Consider the following 14,603-nt stretch of genomic DNA (forward strand, 5'->3'; position numbering starts at 1 on the left):
TCCTGCGTGTAGCATCTATATACCCAATGTGCAGCCGATATATCTCCAATATACAGCAACTATATGTCCTGCGCGCCAGCGATATATCTTCAATATACAAACAAATATTTAAATATGAAAACTATAAAAATGGAAAAGCAATATGGAAACCATTATGAACAAATCTCTATGCATCTGCGGATGTTGCAAGCGGGAGCTTCCACAGGAAGCCTTTTATATGAATCAGCGTACCCGTACTACGGATAGTTACTGCAAAGAATGTCGTAAGGCAAACGCACGCAGACATCGCAATCAGGATAAAAGTACATTATTTGAAAACAAATCTGTTTCCTATCCGGTGATAACCGAGGTGAAGGACTACGCTTTGCGAATGTTCCTTATCCGCCATGCCCGGCAAGTGGTGTCGGACAGTATCCGCCGGAAGCAGGAAAAGGAAAAACTACGCGCACTATGGGAAGAATAAAACAGGGGTTGGATTATTTCCCCATGAGCACCAGTTTCATGCACGACCGTATAGTGCGTCGTGTCATGAAACGGGAAGGTGATGCCGCTTTTGCCACATTGGTAGAAACGCTGTCGTACATCTATGCCGGAAAAGGATATTATATCCCTGCCAGTGATGAGTTTTACGACGAACTGACGGACAGCCTTTACAATACGGATCTTGATGACGTGAAACGTATCATCGCCCTGGCCGTGGAGTGTGGACTGTTTGATGCCGGACTTTTCCGGCAATACGGCATCTTGACTTCCGCCGATATCCAACGGCAGTATCTTTTTATCACCAAGCGGCGCAGCAGCTCGTTGATAGACCCCGCCTACTGCCTGTTGGAAGCGGAAGAGCTTGCATCGTACCACACTTCTCCAAACAGCAAAAACAGTGCGGAGGATGCTGATAACAAAACAGGCTGTGATGTAACACCAACTGCTGATACTGTAACATCAACCACCGATTCTGCAACATCGGAAGCCGGAATGTCGACATTGGGTACACAAAACAAAGAAAAACAAATTAAAACAAACCAAAACAAAATAAACCACCTCTCTGACTCTCCTCAAGGAGAGAACGGAGGAGGAAAAATTTTGAAAAGCAGGAAGGTGATGACACAGGAGGATATCAACAATCTGCAACCACCGCCCGACGGCATGCAGCGTAACTTCGAAGGGTTGCTGGAGAACCTTCACTCTTACAAGATTCCGCCTTCCGAGCAATACGCCATTATCCTGAAAAGCAACTTCGGAGCTATCGGACACCCGGTGTGGAAGGGATTCAGCAGCATCCGCGGGAGCAATGGGAAGATCAAATTGCCGGGACATTATCTTTTGAGCGTAATTAATTAATTGATGAACGCACTTTGAAAAAATGGTTGGGTCAGTCTGAATAATACCCGTATCTTTACAGTGTCATTAAGCTTAAGGACAAAACTAAACTAATTTATTAACACGTAAAAACTATTACAATTATGCCAGTATTGTACAAACCCTTCCAGTCCATTCTGGAAGACAAAAACAAAAAGAAATTATTTCATCCCCGTGTGATTTACACGGCCAATGTGTCAACCACCCAACTCGCCAAAGAGATAGCCGCTTACTCGTCTCTCTCCACGGGTGACGTAAAGAACACGCTTGATAACCTGGTGACAGTGGCTGCCCAGCATCTGCAAGCATCGGAAAGTGTAACGCTCGACGGCTTCGGTACTTTCCGCATGGTGATGAAGTCCAACGGTAAAGGTGTGGAACTGCCGGAGAAAGTATCGGCTGCCCAGGCTTCCCTTACCGTCCGCTTCCTGCCCAACTACACCAAGAATCCCGACCGTACCACCGCCACCCGTTCTTTGGTGACAGGCGCCAAGTGTGTCCGTTTCGACCTTGCCGATACTTCGGCTTCCGGTGGCGGAGATAGTGGTAAACCTGATGGTGGTGGCTCCGGCAGCGGTGGTTCCGGCGATGGCGGTGGAGAAGCACCGGATCCGGCAGCATAGCCTGCACGTAGGTCGCAACACAAACACAAATGGCTGACTAAACGGAGTTTTTTAACTAGACTAGTAAACTAAAACTAATTATCCACTAACATGCGAATTATTAACTTAATCGTGGTGCACTGCAGTGCCACGCGGGGGGATTGTACACTCTCTCCGGAAGATTTGGACCGGTTGCACCGACGACGTGGATTCAACGGAACAGGTTATCACTACTACATCCGCAAGGATGGAACAGTGCACCTCACCCGCTCCATCGAACGCATCGGAGCACATGCAAAAGGTTTCAACGCTCACTCAATAGGTATCTGCTATGAAGGTGGTCTGGACTGCCGGGGACGCCCGGCAGATACCCGGACTCCGGCACAGCGAGCTACACTTCGACAACTCGTCGGGCAGCTACAAGAGAAATTCCCCGGCTGTCGGGTATGCGGACATCGGGATCTTTCGCCCGATCTCAATGGAAACGGTGAGATAGAACCGGAAGAGTGGATTAAACAGTGCCCGTGTTTTGAGGTGAGGGCTGAAAATTTCATCAGTGAGGACACTGGGAATTTATAAGATAATTAGTACATAAATAACCATAGAGTATTTAGAAATAAGCTTTTGAGAGAGTAGATATAAGAGGAAGAAGATCCTTTCTCTTATGCCCTCTGCATCCTCTGTGGTGAAATTAAAGAAACGGAAAGGAGGTAAATTATGGCAATGAAGAAATCAGTATGGGATATGATCCTGAAAGTGGTTATCGCAGTGGCTTCGGCTTTGGCTGGCGTTTTGGGCGCTAATGCGATGAATCTGTAAGAGAGCATTAAATACCCTCGCGCGATGTGTCGACAATCTCGTGAGGGTTAGAATTTAACTTCGGTTTCTATAGAAGAACCGGATGAATACTATTATCGTTTGCCTGATAAACAGGGCATGTTTATGTATGCTATGGAGCCGGTTGACAAAAGCCGGAATTTTTTGCCTATACCTTACGAAAATATTCGTATTGATTGGACGGGGGATTATTTTCAGATTACGGATGACGATGGCGCAGTTTATAAATTCGCTGGAGGTAGAGAAACAGGAGAGGGAAATTCAAACCCTATTGGCTGGAAAGCATCGGCTATTGTTGCGTCCAATAAAAGAGACTCTATTTCATTTGTATATGATAATAGGAAAGTAGCTTATCGAGTGAATGTGCACGATGACTATATTATAGTGAGAGATGGGTTTAGTATAAAAAAAGAGATTTATACGAATCGAAAAGCCATGCTGCAACTGATGGATTATACGCCTGATGAATGTATGCAAGACCCGATTATAATTAGTAGGCAAAATAATGTGACATACGGTTTCCAAAGTAACGCTGATGGGGAACTATTTTCAGATGGGACAGAACCCGACAGATCTACTTCCGGTCGTCACATAAGCACTCAAAGCCAATTATTGAGCGAGATCTGTTTTGATCAGGGGAAAGTGATATTCACAAAAGATTCTAAGTTTCCGAGAATTCAAAAGATTACAGTTTACGACTGTAATGGAAATTTCGTCAAAGACATCCGCTTCAACTATTACACACCCAATGATCGTGTTATTCAGCGTTATTTTCTAGAAAGTCTTGTCATGGTAGACAAGAATGGAGAAGTGAAGGAAACGTATCTTTTCGGGTATGAACATCCTAATCGTTTGCCTGATCCGGGAAATCGTTCTATTGACTATTGGGGGTACTTCAATGGGGTATACCGCCCGGACAGTGTGACTTTGGTACCACGTCAAACGATTGAAGTGACACGTTGGAAATATAGGTATGTGAACGGTTATATATATCCTCTTGGTATTGAATCTGCTGGTGGTCTGAATGTGACTTTTGGCTCCGAACTTTCTCGGGAGCCTGATGAAGAATATATGAAATATGGAACATTGAGTAGTATCACCTATCCGGCCGGTTCTACTGATGAGTTCATTTATGAAGCACATCGTTATAGAGATGAAGAAGGAAATATAAAACAAGCCGGTGGTTTACGTATTAAGCAAATCCAAACTAGGAGTGCAGAAGGCAGAAATACAAAAGTACGAACATTTACTTATAGCTGGAGAGAAGACGGGTGTGGGACACCATTGACTGCTTCTGTTTTGGATTATTTTCGGCTGGTTCAAGGGGTGTACCTTTGTGAACTATTTAACGAACAAGGCGGACGCTATGCTCCTATTGCTAATGAATACGGTACTGCCAGGCATCGTACTTTCTTCAGCAATCCGACACGCCCCATTACTAACCTGTCATATCCTCAAGATTATGGTGATATATTCCCATATACGGAAATGGTCGAACGTAATATCTTAAGCCCTGTTGTGAAAAAGGAGCATATCCGTAATGGACAATATTTGGAAGTTGAGACACCCTATTCCGTCCCTTTCATCAATGTCTATAAACCGGAGAACGTGGTTATTCGTCGTTCTGCTTCAGAAAAAGGTGACACTCGCTTTACTTACATCTATGATGACTACGGACGTAAATGTCAGGAGACAAAGGGTGGTAAAGAAAATGTGGTCTATCTATATGGATATAGTAATCAGTACGTCATTGCTTTAATTGAAAATGCGACTTATGAAGAAGTTGTCGCGAAATTGGGTGGAAAAGAGGTTGTGAAAAATATTGCTGCTGCTAAGTCACCGTCAATGTACAATATTGATAAATTACGTCAGTCCCTGCCTTCAGCGCATGTGACGACTTATGCATACAAGCCGTTGGTAGGCGTGGCGTCAGTAACCAATCCTATGGGGTTGACCACCTGTTATGAGTATGATGATTTGGGACGATTAATTAAGACGTATATCATAAATGGTAACAGGCATGAATTAATTGAGAGAAGTGAATACAATTATGCGAACCAATAAATGCAGAATAAATATGAAAAAAAGGATATTACTTTTATTTGCTCTTTGTTTTATGACCATCGGTAATACATTTGGGCAGACATCGGATGATATTGAAAATCTGGGTAGCTTTTCAGCTCCCTTCTCTACCAAGTGGGGACTTTATCCGCCGAACTATACAGATATTTCTACTCGTTACTCCTTTACGCTGACTCGTCCGCTGGACATAGTCGTCTCACATTGTGAATCTACATTGGAGGGTGGTACTGGTATCTTTTTGCTAGATAAAGATTATATGGTACTTGCTGCGAACGTTGGTGATTATGAGCATTGTGTAGATGGACATGCTTATGTTGTCGCTCCTTGCCTTCTTCCCGGAACCTATATGATAGAAATGGACTGGAGTCCTAATGTAAGGGGAAGTGTATACACTCAATTGCAAGGCTTGTCACCTAATGTTATCAGATCTGCTAAAAACATTGGCGAGTACAACAGTTATTTCAATTACATAGACACTAAAGACACCAGCGACCCATATATCGGCTATCGAAGTGATGATATTTATAGAAATAGCGTCTGTTATGGTTTCTATTTGTTGTGCAATATGGATATTACCGTTTCGCATTGTGGTTCGGAAATGGATGAGACTTCTCTTTATCTGTTGGATGAAAACGGTAACGATATACGCAGTACGGTAGGAGTTGCGGTAGAAGGAGCGTGTGACAATCTGGGTCAAGCATACTCGAAAAGACTGAATATGCCACCCGGTATGTATTATGTGGTGTCCAAAGGAGCAACAAGAAATGGAAGAATTACAACCCGTATCATGGGGACAAAAACGGTAGAAATACCTTTTGTCACAGAATTTGCGGAAAGCATTGGAAATATTGGTCTTTATGACCCTCTTTTTATCTATGAGAACACAAAAGACACCAATAATCCTGAAGTCGGATATCAGGGATATGATGACTACAGAAGTGGAGTTTGCTACCGTTTCACACTTCCTCGCGTAATGGATGCGGAAATTTTCCATTGCGGTTCGGAAGTGGAGGATACTGAAGTGTACTTGTTAGATAAAAATGGAAATCGATTGGCTTATAACGATAATTATTCAGGAACTAATGCTTGCGATTTCCTAAGTGCTCATTTAGAGATGCCTTCACTTGCGGCCGGAACTAAAAGGAAAAGCCGTTGAAACAATATATCAGTTGACGAATGTGGTGGGAAATGATTCGCTTAATTGTATCCGTTATCAAATAAAGGATGTGACGGAAAATGCTGATACTTTAGTCGCCATCTCTCCGGCAGGTAATTATCCGACAGGTAGTCTTCACGTAACCCGTCGGACGGATGAAGAAGGAAACGCTGTTCTTGAGTTCAAAAACCGTTTTGGGCAAATAGTTTTAAACAGACAAATAGTCCGTGCTCCCTATCATGAGTTCTATGATACAAACTACATCTATGATGAATGGGGAAATTTACATGTAGTATTGCCACCTAGAGCATCGGATTATATAAAATCTGGAAATCTGTGGAACAATGCCTCTTCGTTCATTCTTCGCGATTACGCCTATCTCTATAAGTATGACAAGCGCTTCCGAATAACAGCAAAACGACTTCCGGGACAGGATTGGATACGTTATGTGTATGACAAAGCAGATTATCCTGTATTTACCCAGGATGGAGAACAGCGTAAACGGGGTGAGTGGAGTTTTTCCATTACTGACGGTTTGGGAAGAGTGTGTCTTACAGGAGTTTGTAAGAATACTTTTGAGCTTTCTCAAAGTGCCCTTGATACAGTGGTGAATGTTGTCTGCAATGATTATACGGGGCTTTACAAAGGTTATTCTTTATCCGGAACATCGTTGATAGATGCGGAAATACTAACCGTGAACTATTACGATAACTATGCTTTCATGGGAATGAATGGCTTTCTTTCCTTCGCGAATTCGGACTACGAATACACGCCGCTTTCCGGTTATGGAGAACGATCTGAAGATAGTGCTCAATCTTTGTTGACCGGAACACTAACAGCCTATCGTGACAGTGCTAATCTGAATATTCTTGGATATATTCCATCAGTAATGTACTATGATTATCGTGGACGGATGATACAGAGTAAAAGTGGTAATCATTTAACTGAAGGCTTTGAAAAAGAATATATAGCTTATGACTTTACCAGTAATCCTTTGAAGCGGAAGCATGTCCATTCCGCCGCAGGAAAAGGTACACAGACAGAAGAATATACTTATACGTACGATCATGCAGGACGCCAGCTACTTGCGAAGCACAGTTTGAATGGAGGAAACCCTGTTATTTTAACGGATAAATATTACGATGCTCTCGGGCGCTTGTCGGATGTATGCCGCCATGGCAACTGTGGACGTCTTGAAAGCTGGTATGATTATAATGTACGTTCTTGGATAACAGCCATTAACGGTCCCCTGTTTAGCCAGAAGTTGTATTATAATGACAAACGTTCGAACGGGACTAACAGTGTTTGTTATAGTGGTAATATTTCCGGTATGGATTGGAAAGTGACTTCAGACAATATCCAAAGAGGGTATGATTTTACGTATGATGCCTTGTCGCGGTTGAAGACGGCAAATTATCTGGAGAGTAATAATAGAAAAATGAACTGTTTTGATACTTCTTATCGTTATGACAAACACGGGAATATAACTTTTTTAGGACGTTATGGACAGACAGGGATTGATACTTATGAAATTATTGATAGTCTGTATATGGTTTACAATGGCAATCAATTGGAGGCTGTTGAAGATATGGCTACTGCATCAGTTTACAATAACGGTTTTGAGTTTAGAAATGGTGTTTCCAGTGAAGTTGAGTACTTTTATGACGCGAATGGTAATTTGACGAAAGATTTGAATAAGAATATTCTTGATATTCAATATAATTTCTTAAATTTACCTCGCCGGATAACTTTTGGTGATGGTAGTAATATTTCATATAGTTATGATGCAACAGGGAAAAAACTTCGGACAGTTCATCAGGCAGGTGATACGAATACTACCACTGACTATTGCGGCAATGTGATCTATGAAAATGGTATAGCTAAAACGTTGCTTGTGGAAGGCGGCTATGTTTCTTTTTCGGACAACAAGTATCATTATTATATTCAGGACCATCAAGGAAATAATCGTGTGGTTGCTGATGAAAATGGAAACATAGAGGAGGTGAATCATTATTATCCTTTCGGTGGTACGTTTGCTTCGTCTTCTTCCTCTGTTCAGGCTTATAAGTATAATGGTAAGGAGTTGGATAGGAAGAATGGTTTGGATTGGTACGATTACGGGGCAAGGCACTATAATGCTGCGTTAGGTAGATGGCATGTGGTGGATCCTATGGCGGAGAAGTATTATTCATTAAGTTCTTATGGGTATTGCAATAACAATCCTATAAGATATATTGATCCAACAGGTATGCTTTATACGGGTTATGCAGTTGATACGAATGGATATATTTCAAAAGTAAATAATGAAGGGGGCAATAGTTATGATGTATTGTATAGTAAAGAAAAGTATTCATCTAATACTGTAAAAGACTATGATAAAACTGGCAATAAGACAGGGATACAGATAAGTAAAGGAATACTTTCGGGTACAGAAATGAAGAATATGAGTTCTAAACAAATTACAGGTGTTATGCAGAGTCAAGAGGGAAGAGCTACTGGAAAAACAATAAAAAGCCACGCGTATGAAGTGAAAAGTGATAATGAATCATTGAGTATCATGAACTTTTTAGATAAAAATACTGACGTGGAATGGAGTAATACTTTATGAATGATAATCAGGGGAATAGTGTTAACCTGATAACTACAAGTCATGAAAATAGTACAATAGGATTAGGAAGTTACCAGATTGGGAAATATACTCGGTTAGGTTTTCAAGTTATCAGAGCGGATCATATTCATCCAGGAATTGGACGTACTACGCCATCAAAAGATAATGCTGACATAGGAAACGCTAAAAATATATTAGAAGATTCTCCTAAAGCTGTTTTTAGAATATTAAACAATGGAAAATATTATGACTATACAAATAAAGTACGTAAATAATGAAATAAAAAAGTTATGAAAGTATTAGTTTATTTCTCATTTGTCATGTTGTTAATTCTGCTATTTGTTAGATGCAGGTCTAGCGAAGAAATTGTTAAGTTTAAACCTTACAAAGCAAAAGATTATATAACTAAGGAAATAAAAGTGTATGAAGTAAAGGAATGTTTATATCCAATATTAGATTCTATTATAACGAAAACAGAAGGCTGTCCTATGTATCAAGGATTAAAAAATAAAATAGCTTTTTCTTTTGACATATTGTCCGATTCGACAGAATTCTCAATTGGAGTTGAATATTTGCCTAGGTTTAAAAATCATGCAAGGTACACGGATGCTATATTCTATTACAAAGGATATGATTTCTATTGCGGAGAGACTTTTCTTGACTATTTTTTTAAGAAGACGGATCGAACTATATTCATCAATTGCATTGATTCTAAAAAGTTTCAGTTTGAGATGCATTTTAGGGGTGATATGGATATGTTTTGGTGGTATAACTATATTAATGGGCAAATAATTAATACGACATATGGATATTGTAGTGAAGAGCCTGGAGGGTTAATACTTAATAAATAAAAAATCTTATCCGTATAGCTACTGTAAGAATAATCCAGTGTTGAGAGTAGATATTGATGGAAAAACTGATTATACAGTAAACAGTGCAGGTAGGCTTTTCAAAACTGTTGTAGAGGGTTCTACTGATGATAGATTGATGAGCACTAGATCAGGTGTTGAATCGATAACTGTGAATGATAAAAAAATACTTTCTGGAATGTATAATATGCAAGATGGTAAATCAGGAGGTCTTGAAACTTATAATTCAACATCAAGCCTTGAGGATGCAGCCGAAGTTTTCAAATTTGGAGCTGATAACACTTCTGTTGAATGGAAGTTGGATATATATAATGATAAGGGAGATAAAACGGCTATTATCGGAACTTCGGGTAGAGAAGATAGTGTATTCTCTGATAAACAGAGTGAATTGAATGTAAAAGGAGATAAAGTGATAGATATGCATTCACATCCATATAATGCCCAAGCTTCTGACCAAGACATGAAAAATTTGAAAATAAAGACAGGTGCTGTCTATCACAGGGATAGTAAAGTATTATTCTTCTACAATAGTGAAGATTCACGTATTGGTAATAATGCATATAAAATAGATACGGGTAAAACGTTGTTAGATAAGTTAAATGATAAATTTATGAAGTAATGAGAACTACGTTTCTAAATTTGATATTATTATTTGTTATAGTAGGCTGTAAACAGCCTACTATAAACAAAGTTCAGCAAGCGGTGGAAGCGCAAACCAAATTGCTTGTGGATAGTGGCTTGATTGCTAATGAATATGTAGTATTATATGAGTTGGCTATTAATGATTCCAATCATATATACAGTATTCAAGCAGCTGATTGTCCGGCAGATTTAAAATTTGAATATCCTTCAAAGATCATTAAGTACAAGGATAAGTATCTCTGTTTTATAGAATTGGATGAGGCACCAATGTCTGTAAAGGAAATGATAGAGGCGTCTGGTTATTCGGGCAATTTTGTGGTAGAAGGAGGCGGGGGAAAGAGTTGGCTTTTGGTTGTTTCCAAACTTGGAGAGAAGAAAATATTAATAGATACTTCATTGCTTAGGGAATGGGACACATATTTTAATATTACGGAATTGTGGCCCTATTTTTCGGGATATGTGAAAGGATGCCCAGTACAGATGGGGATTATGTCTCATGATGTTGAGTTGAGCGATTCCTATTTAAGTTGTAATGTGGATAGTATAAAACGGAATTTGCTTTGGAATGAAAACCAGAATACTACAATGATAAAGAACGTATATGGACAAATGTATCTGAAAAACAATACAGATTCCATTGTTTACTTGTCGTCAAGTACTAAAAAACATTATGCTGTTGTAGATGGTCAGGATAGCCTTTATTTGTCACTTGGTGATTCTTTGTCCATTATTTTGGGACCGAATGAAAAAAAAATTTTAGAATATAAAAGCCTGCCTCATCAAGATGAGTTCTTTAGAAATCTGACGTTGAAAGAAGATCCTTGGGAGTATTTCTATAATCTATTTTGCAGATCAACATACAGCCTTATAAATGTAAATGGGAAAGATTCTCAAACAAAAGTGATGTTTCATGATATTGATAATTATGGATTTAATGTTTCTATGACGTCTCCTAGTATTCAATTTCAGATATTAAACCACGGTATATATGATAAGAAGGATGGGGAAATGTCGAGATTCAGATTTTGGTCTGATAAATGGGATGCTATGAGTAATACTGACAAGCAGAGACTATCAGATGATGCAGATGAGAGATTTCAAAGAAACGTGAATCTAGTAAAGGATAATAGTAAGTAAACGAATCTACTTGCCTATGTGTCTTACCCTGGCATAAGCTGACTAGAAAATATTCAATTTGTATCAGGGTATTATGTATTCTCTGTTGTCGGTACTCTTCACCAGAATAGCCAAGCACCTAGTTTCTCTGTTTTAGGGAAGATTACAAACTTGAAAATCAAGTATACGATGCTCATAGCCATACAGGTACGAATCCTAATGTGGACTTTGTTCCATCAACACCTGATATTAATGCTGCAAGAAGTTTAATAATGGCGTCACCAAATGCTAAAGTTTATATATATGCACCTTGGAAGTCTGGTAACCAATGGATAAATTTAAATAGTTATGCGAAATAGAAAAGTAGCTTGTTTATTAATCCTGTTGTTTTTTTCAATTATATATGGAATTAAACTAATAGTTGATGCAAAATCTCATCCTAAAATAGTTTTTACTGATTTACCTGGACTAATTCGTACTGGCTATGATTTTGTGGACGACAGTCATGCTTTCCCTAAATTATGTACATTATTAAATGATTCTTTGTTGCTTAAAAAAGGTGGCGTGAAAATGGCGGTATTTACTAATATTAATTTGTCAGATAGTACAATCGACTGGTGTTTGTCGTGCTATAACGATGAAACTGAACTGTTAAGAGCAACTGATAGGTGTTTTTTTAATATTGATCTGTATGAAGGGGGACATATAAAAGTACAAAACACCCCTACTCAATTATCTGATATCCGCGGTTTAGCTGTAGATTATATTTTTTATCTTGATAGTGCAAGTAGAAGATGTATTTTTACTAGGCGTAATATCAATCAGGAAGAAGAATTAGAAATATCAGGTGCCGGAGTGTATATGAAAGTACATATAGAAGATAATAATGGTTTCTCGATTTCTGATTGGCGGGTCTTTTATAATTGCTTGTATGACTTAATAAAGTTATTCGAAGATGAAAGAAATAAAATATCGTTGAAAATATGGGATAAGGACTATGATTCGCTTTCGTTTCAGGAAAAGGAAAAAATTGTAGATTTAGCTGGTTATCGTATTAATATAGAATTTAAATAGTTTCTGTTAACCTGACTTTTTGATCTTTCTTCAAAAAGATATCTTGTCCCGATATGAGCTGTAAAAACTACTCCCACTTCATACCGGGACAACTCTTCTATTAAAAGTCCTTAACAAAACCCCAATCCATCACTTTTTATTTGTTTCTTTGCACCAAATTCGGGTATAGTGTTGTCTTGTCATTCGAGGCAGCACTTAATTTTGCTTAGATAGTTAATGGAGAAACTCAGTATAAATGCTTGTCCGGTGTGTGGCGGTGCGCACTTGAAACGCGTCATGACTTGTACGGATTTTTATGCTTCGGGCGAACAGTTTGAACTGTATTCGTGTGAGGACTGTGGATTTACATTCACACAAGGAGTCCCCGTGGAAGCAGAGATAGGCAAGTATTATGAGACTCCCGACTATATCTCTCACACTGATACGCGCAAAGGCGCGATGAATAATATCTACCATTATGTACGTTCCTATATGCTGGGCCGCAAAGCGCGCCTGGTAGCCAAGGAAGCGCATCGTAAAACAGGGCGTTTGCTTGATATAGGTACGGGAACCGGTTACTTTTCCGATACGATGGTTCGCCGGGGCTGGAAAGTGGAGGCGGTGGAGAAAAGTCCGCAGGCACGTGAGTTTGCGAAGCTGCATTTCGATTTGGACGTAAAGCCCGAATCGGCTCTGAAAGAGTTTGCTCCCGGCAGTTTTGATGTCATCACCCTTTGGCATGTGATGGAACATCTGGAACACCTTGGTGAAGTGTGGCAGCGACTTCATGAGTTGCTGACAGAAAAAGGAGTATTGATTGTAGCCGTACCCAACTGCTCTTCTTATGATGCTCAACGTTATGGCGAGTATTGGGCGGCATACGACGTTCCCCGTCATCTCTGGCATTTTACTCCGGGCACTATACAACAATTGGCTTCCCGTCATGGCTTTATTATGGCGGCGCGTCATCCGATGCCGTTCGATGCGTTCTACGTATCCATGTTGAGCGAAAAACATCGTGGCAGTTCATGCAGTTTCCTGAAAGGGATGTTTGCCGGAACGTTAGCGTGGTTTAATGCTTTAGGACGGAAAGAACGCAGTAGTTCCATGATTTATGTATTCCGAAAAAAGAGATAACGCATGGGAAATCAAAACAAATATAAGTCAGGTTCAATCTTCGACATGCAGTTCATCACGTCGAGTATCAGTACGACACTGGTGTTGCTGTTGTTAGGACTGGTTGTCTTTTTCGTATTGACGGCGCACAATCTTTCCGTATATGTCCGCGAGAATATCAGTTTCTCCGTTCTTATCAGTGACGATATGAAAGAAGCGGATATACTGAAACTTCAGAAAAAACTGAATCAGGAACCTTTCGTGAAACAATCCGAATACATCTCTAAAAAACAAGCATTGAAAGAGCAGACGGAGGCAATGGGAACTGACCCGGAAGAATTCCTGGGCTATAACCCCTTTACCGCTTCCATCGAAATCAAGCTTCATTCCGACTATGCCAATTCCGACAGCATCGCAAAGATAGAGAAAATGATTAAAAAGAACACCAATATTCAAGACGTGCTCTATCGAAAGGAACTGATTGACGCTGTGAATGATAACATACGAAATATCAGCCTGGTGCTGCTCGCTCTGGCAGTGGTGCTCACTTTTATTTCTTTTGCTCTGATAAACAATACGATAAGACTGGCTATCTACTCGAAACGCTTCCTCATTCATACGATGAAACTGGTAGGGGCGAGTTGGGGATTCATCCGAGGGCCATTCCTTCGAAAGAATGTATGGAGCGGAATACTGGCAGCCATCGTTGCCGATTCCGTATTGATGGGAACCGCCTATTGGGCCGTGACGTATGAACAAGAATTACTTCAGGTCATCACGCCCGAAGTCATGTTGATTGTCTGTGCAAGCGTATTGGTATTTGGAATTGTAATAACGTGGCTATGTGCCTATTTCTCCATGAATAAATATTTGAGAATGAAAGCCAACAGCCTGTACTATATTTAAAATTAATAAACTATGTCTGACAAGCAGAAATTTGCCTTTGATAAAGTGAACTTTATCTTGCTCGCGATAGGGATGGCGATTGTTATTATCGGCTTTCTATTGATGACGGGACCTACATCGTCCGAAACCTCTTTTGAACCCGATATTTTCAGTGTACGCAGAATCAAGGTAGCGCCGGTTGTTTGCCTGTTTGGCTTCTTGTCTATGATTTACGCTGTATTACGCAAACCTAAAACACAAAAAACAGAAGAATAAAG

Annotated in this window: 16 protein-coding genes; all 16 read left to right on the forward strand. The window is 39.9% G+C overall.

Going from position 1 to position 14,603, the window contains the following annotated elements; genetic code table 11:
- Nucleotides 1–142: 142 nt before the first annotated feature.
- Nucleotides 143–463, forward strand: coding sequence for a hypothetical protein (locus tag Bovatus_RS15945; protein ID WP_004298851.1), 321 nt, complete (start codon nucleotides 143–145; stop codon nucleotides 461–463).
- On the forward strand, nucleotides 451–1,341 hold the full coding sequence (locus tag Bovatus_RS15950; protein WP_004298853.1) for a DUF4373 domain-containing protein: 891 nt from the start codon (nucleotides 451–453) through the stop codon (nucleotides 1,339–1,341). The genes Bovatus_RS15945 and Bovatus_RS15950 overlap by 13 nt, the downstream gene beginning before the upstream one ends.
- Nucleotides 1,342–1,463: 122 nt before the next feature.
- Nucleotides 1,464–1,982: an HU family DNA-binding protein gene (locus tag Bovatus_RS15955; protein WP_004298855.1), complete on the forward strand. Its 519-nt coding sequence runs from the start codon at nucleotides 1,464–1,466 to the stop codon at nucleotides 1,980–1,982.
- Between the two features lie 90 nt (nucleotides 1,983–2,072).
- Nucleotides 2,073–2,540: an N-acetylmuramoyl-L-alanine amidase gene (locus Bovatus_RS15960; RefSeq protein ID WP_004298857.1), complete on the forward strand. Its 468-nt coding sequence runs from the start codon at nucleotides 2,073–2,075 to the stop codon at nucleotides 2,538–2,540.
- 144 nt (nucleotides 2,541–2,684) lie between these two features.
- Complete coding sequence (locus Bovatus_RS25525) at nucleotides 2,685–2,780, forward strand: smalltalk protein (protein ID WP_005681936.1); 96 nt, start codon at nucleotides 2,685–2,687, stop codon at nucleotides 2,778–2,780.
- A 123-nt stretch (nucleotides 2,781–2,903) separates the two neighbouring features.
- Nucleotides 2,904–4,862 carry a hypothetical protein gene (locus Bovatus_RS15965; RefSeq protein ID WP_052587932.1) on the forward strand — a complete coding sequence of 653 codons (1,959 nt, stop codon included), beginning with the start codon at nucleotides 2,904–2,906 and terminating at the stop codon, nucleotides 4,860–4,862.
- Between the two features lie 13 nt (nucleotides 4,863–4,875).
- Complete coding sequence (locus Bovatus_RS15970; protein ID WP_138274374.1) at nucleotides 4,876–6,036, forward strand: hypothetical protein; 1,161 nt, start codon at nucleotides 4,876–4,878, stop codon at nucleotides 6,034–6,036.
- Nucleotides 6,005–8,644, forward strand: a complete 2,640-nt coding sequence (locus tag Bovatus_RS25710) for an RHS repeat domain-containing protein (protein ID WP_105096231.1) — start codon at nucleotides 6,005–6,007, stop codon at nucleotides 8,642–8,644. Before Bovatus_RS15970 ends, Bovatus_RS25710 begins: the two co-directional genes overlap by 32 nt.
- Nucleotides 8,641–8,919 (forward strand): JAB-like toxin 1 domain-containing protein, encoded by a 279-nt coding sequence (locus Bovatus_RS15980; protein ID WP_004298867.1) that lies wholly within the window; start codon nucleotides 8,641–8,643, stop codon nucleotides 8,917–8,919. Before Bovatus_RS25710 ends, Bovatus_RS15980 begins: the two co-directional genes overlap by 4 nt.
- Nucleotides 8,920–8,934: 15 nt before the next feature.
- Nucleotides 8,935–9,495 carry a hypothetical protein gene (locus Bovatus_RS15985; protein ID WP_004298868.1) on the forward strand — a complete coding sequence of 187 codons (561 nt, stop codon included), beginning with the start codon at nucleotides 8,935–8,937 and terminating at the stop codon, nucleotides 9,493–9,495.
- Between the two features lie 37 nt (nucleotides 9,496–9,532).
- Nucleotides 9,533–10,132 carry a JAB-like toxin 1 domain-containing protein gene (locus Bovatus_RS15990; protein ID WP_004298870.1) on the forward strand — a complete coding sequence of 200 codons (600 nt, stop codon included), beginning with the start codon at nucleotides 9,533–9,535 and terminating at the stop codon, nucleotides 10,130–10,132.
- Entirely contained in the window at nucleotides 10,132–11,292 is a 1,161-nt protein-coding gene (locus Bovatus_RS15995) for an Imm65 family immunity protein (protein ID WP_004298872.1), read from the forward strand. Before Bovatus_RS15990 ends, Bovatus_RS15995 begins: the two co-directional genes overlap by 1 nt.
- Before the next feature lie 327 nt (nucleotides 11,293–11,619).
- Nucleotides 11,620–12,345, forward strand: a complete 726-nt coding sequence (locus Bovatus_RS16000; protein ID WP_004298874.1) for a hypothetical protein — start codon at nucleotides 11,620–11,622, stop codon at nucleotides 12,343–12,345.
- A 216-nt stretch (nucleotides 12,346–12,561) separates the two neighbouring features.
- The gene (locus Bovatus_RS16005) at nucleotides 12,562–13,461 is read left to right on the forward strand and encodes a methyltransferase domain-containing protein (protein ID WP_004298876.1); all 900 of its coding nucleotides are present in this window, start codon (nucleotides 12,562–12,564) and stop codon (nucleotides 13,459–13,461) included.
- A gap of 3 nt (nucleotides 13,462–13,464) precedes the next feature.
- Nucleotides 13,465–14,346 (forward strand): cell division protein FtsX, encoded by an 882-nt coding sequence (locus Bovatus_RS16010; protein WP_004298879.1) that lies wholly within the window; start codon nucleotides 13,465–13,467, stop codon nucleotides 14,344–14,346.
- Nucleotides 14,347–14,358: 12 nt separating this feature from the next.
- Nucleotides 14,359–14,601 carry a DUF3098 domain-containing protein gene (locus tag Bovatus_RS16015; protein WP_004298881.1) on the forward strand — a complete coding sequence of 81 codons (243 nt, stop codon included), beginning with the start codon at nucleotides 14,359–14,361 and terminating at the stop codon, nucleotides 14,599–14,601.
- The last annotated feature ends 2 nt before the right edge of the window (nucleotides 14,602–14,603 follow it).

The sequence above is a fragment of the Bacteroides ovatus genome (genome assembly GCF_001314995.1).
Classification (GTDB): Bacteria; Bacteroidota; Bacteroidia; order Bacteroidales; family Bacteroidaceae; genus Bacteroides; species Bacteroides ovatus.

Bases quoted from the DNA above. Each gene is read 5' to 3' on its own strand.
- Bovatus_RS15955 (WP_004298855.1), top strand. From the start codon at position 1,464: ATGCCAGTATTGTACAAACCCTTCCAGTCCATTCTGGAAGACAAAAAC.
- Bovatus_RS16015 (WP_004298881.1), top strand. From the start codon at position 14,359: ATGTCTGACAAGCAGAAATTTGCCTTTGATAAAGTGAACTTTATCTTG.
- Bovatus_RS15980 (WP_004298867.1), top strand. From the start codon at position 8,641: ATGAATGATAATCAGGGGAATAGTGTTAACCTGATAACTACAAGTCAT.
- Bovatus_RS15945 (WP_004298851.1), top strand. From the start codon at position 143: ATGGAAACCATTATGAACAAATCTCTATGCATCTGCGGATGTTGCAAG.
- Bovatus_RS15960 (WP_004298857.1), top strand. From the start codon at position 2,073: ATGCGAATTATTAACTTAATCGTGGTGCACTGCAGTGCCACGCGGGGG.
- Bovatus_RS15995 (WP_004298872.1), top strand. From the start codon at position 10,132: ATGAGAACTACGTTTCTAAATTTGATATTATTATTTGTTATAGTAGGC.
- Bovatus_RS16005 (WP_004298876.1), top strand. From the start codon at position 12,562: ATGGAGAAACTCAGTATAAATGCTTGTCCGGTGTGTGGCGGTGCGCAC.
- Bovatus_RS15970 (WP_138274374.1), top strand. From the start codon at position 4,876: ATGAAAAAAAGGATATTACTTTTATTTGCTCTTTGTTTTATGACCATC.
- Bovatus_RS16010 (WP_004298879.1), top strand. From the start codon at position 13,465: ATGGGAAATCAAAACAAATATAAGTCAGGTTCAATCTTCGACATGCAG.
- Bovatus_RS15985 (WP_004298868.1), top strand. From the start codon at position 8,935: ATGAAAGTATTAGTTTATTTCTCATTTGTCATGTTGTTAATTCTGCTA.
- Bovatus_RS25525 (WP_005681936.1), top strand. From the start codon at position 2,685: ATGAAGAAATCAGTATGGGATATGATCCTGAAAGTGGTTATCGCAGTG.
- Bovatus_RS16000 (WP_004298874.1), top strand. From the start codon at position 11,620: ATGCGAAATAGAAAAGTAGCTTGTTTATTAATCCTGTTGTTTTTTTCA.
- Bovatus_RS15950 (WP_004298853.1), top strand. From the start codon at position 451: ATGGGAAGAATAAAACAGGGGTTGGATTATTTCCCCATGAGCACCAGT.
- Bovatus_RS15965 (WP_052587932.1), top strand. From the start codon at position 2,904: ATGTATGCTATGGAGCCGGTTGACAAAAGCCGGAATTTTTTGCCTATA.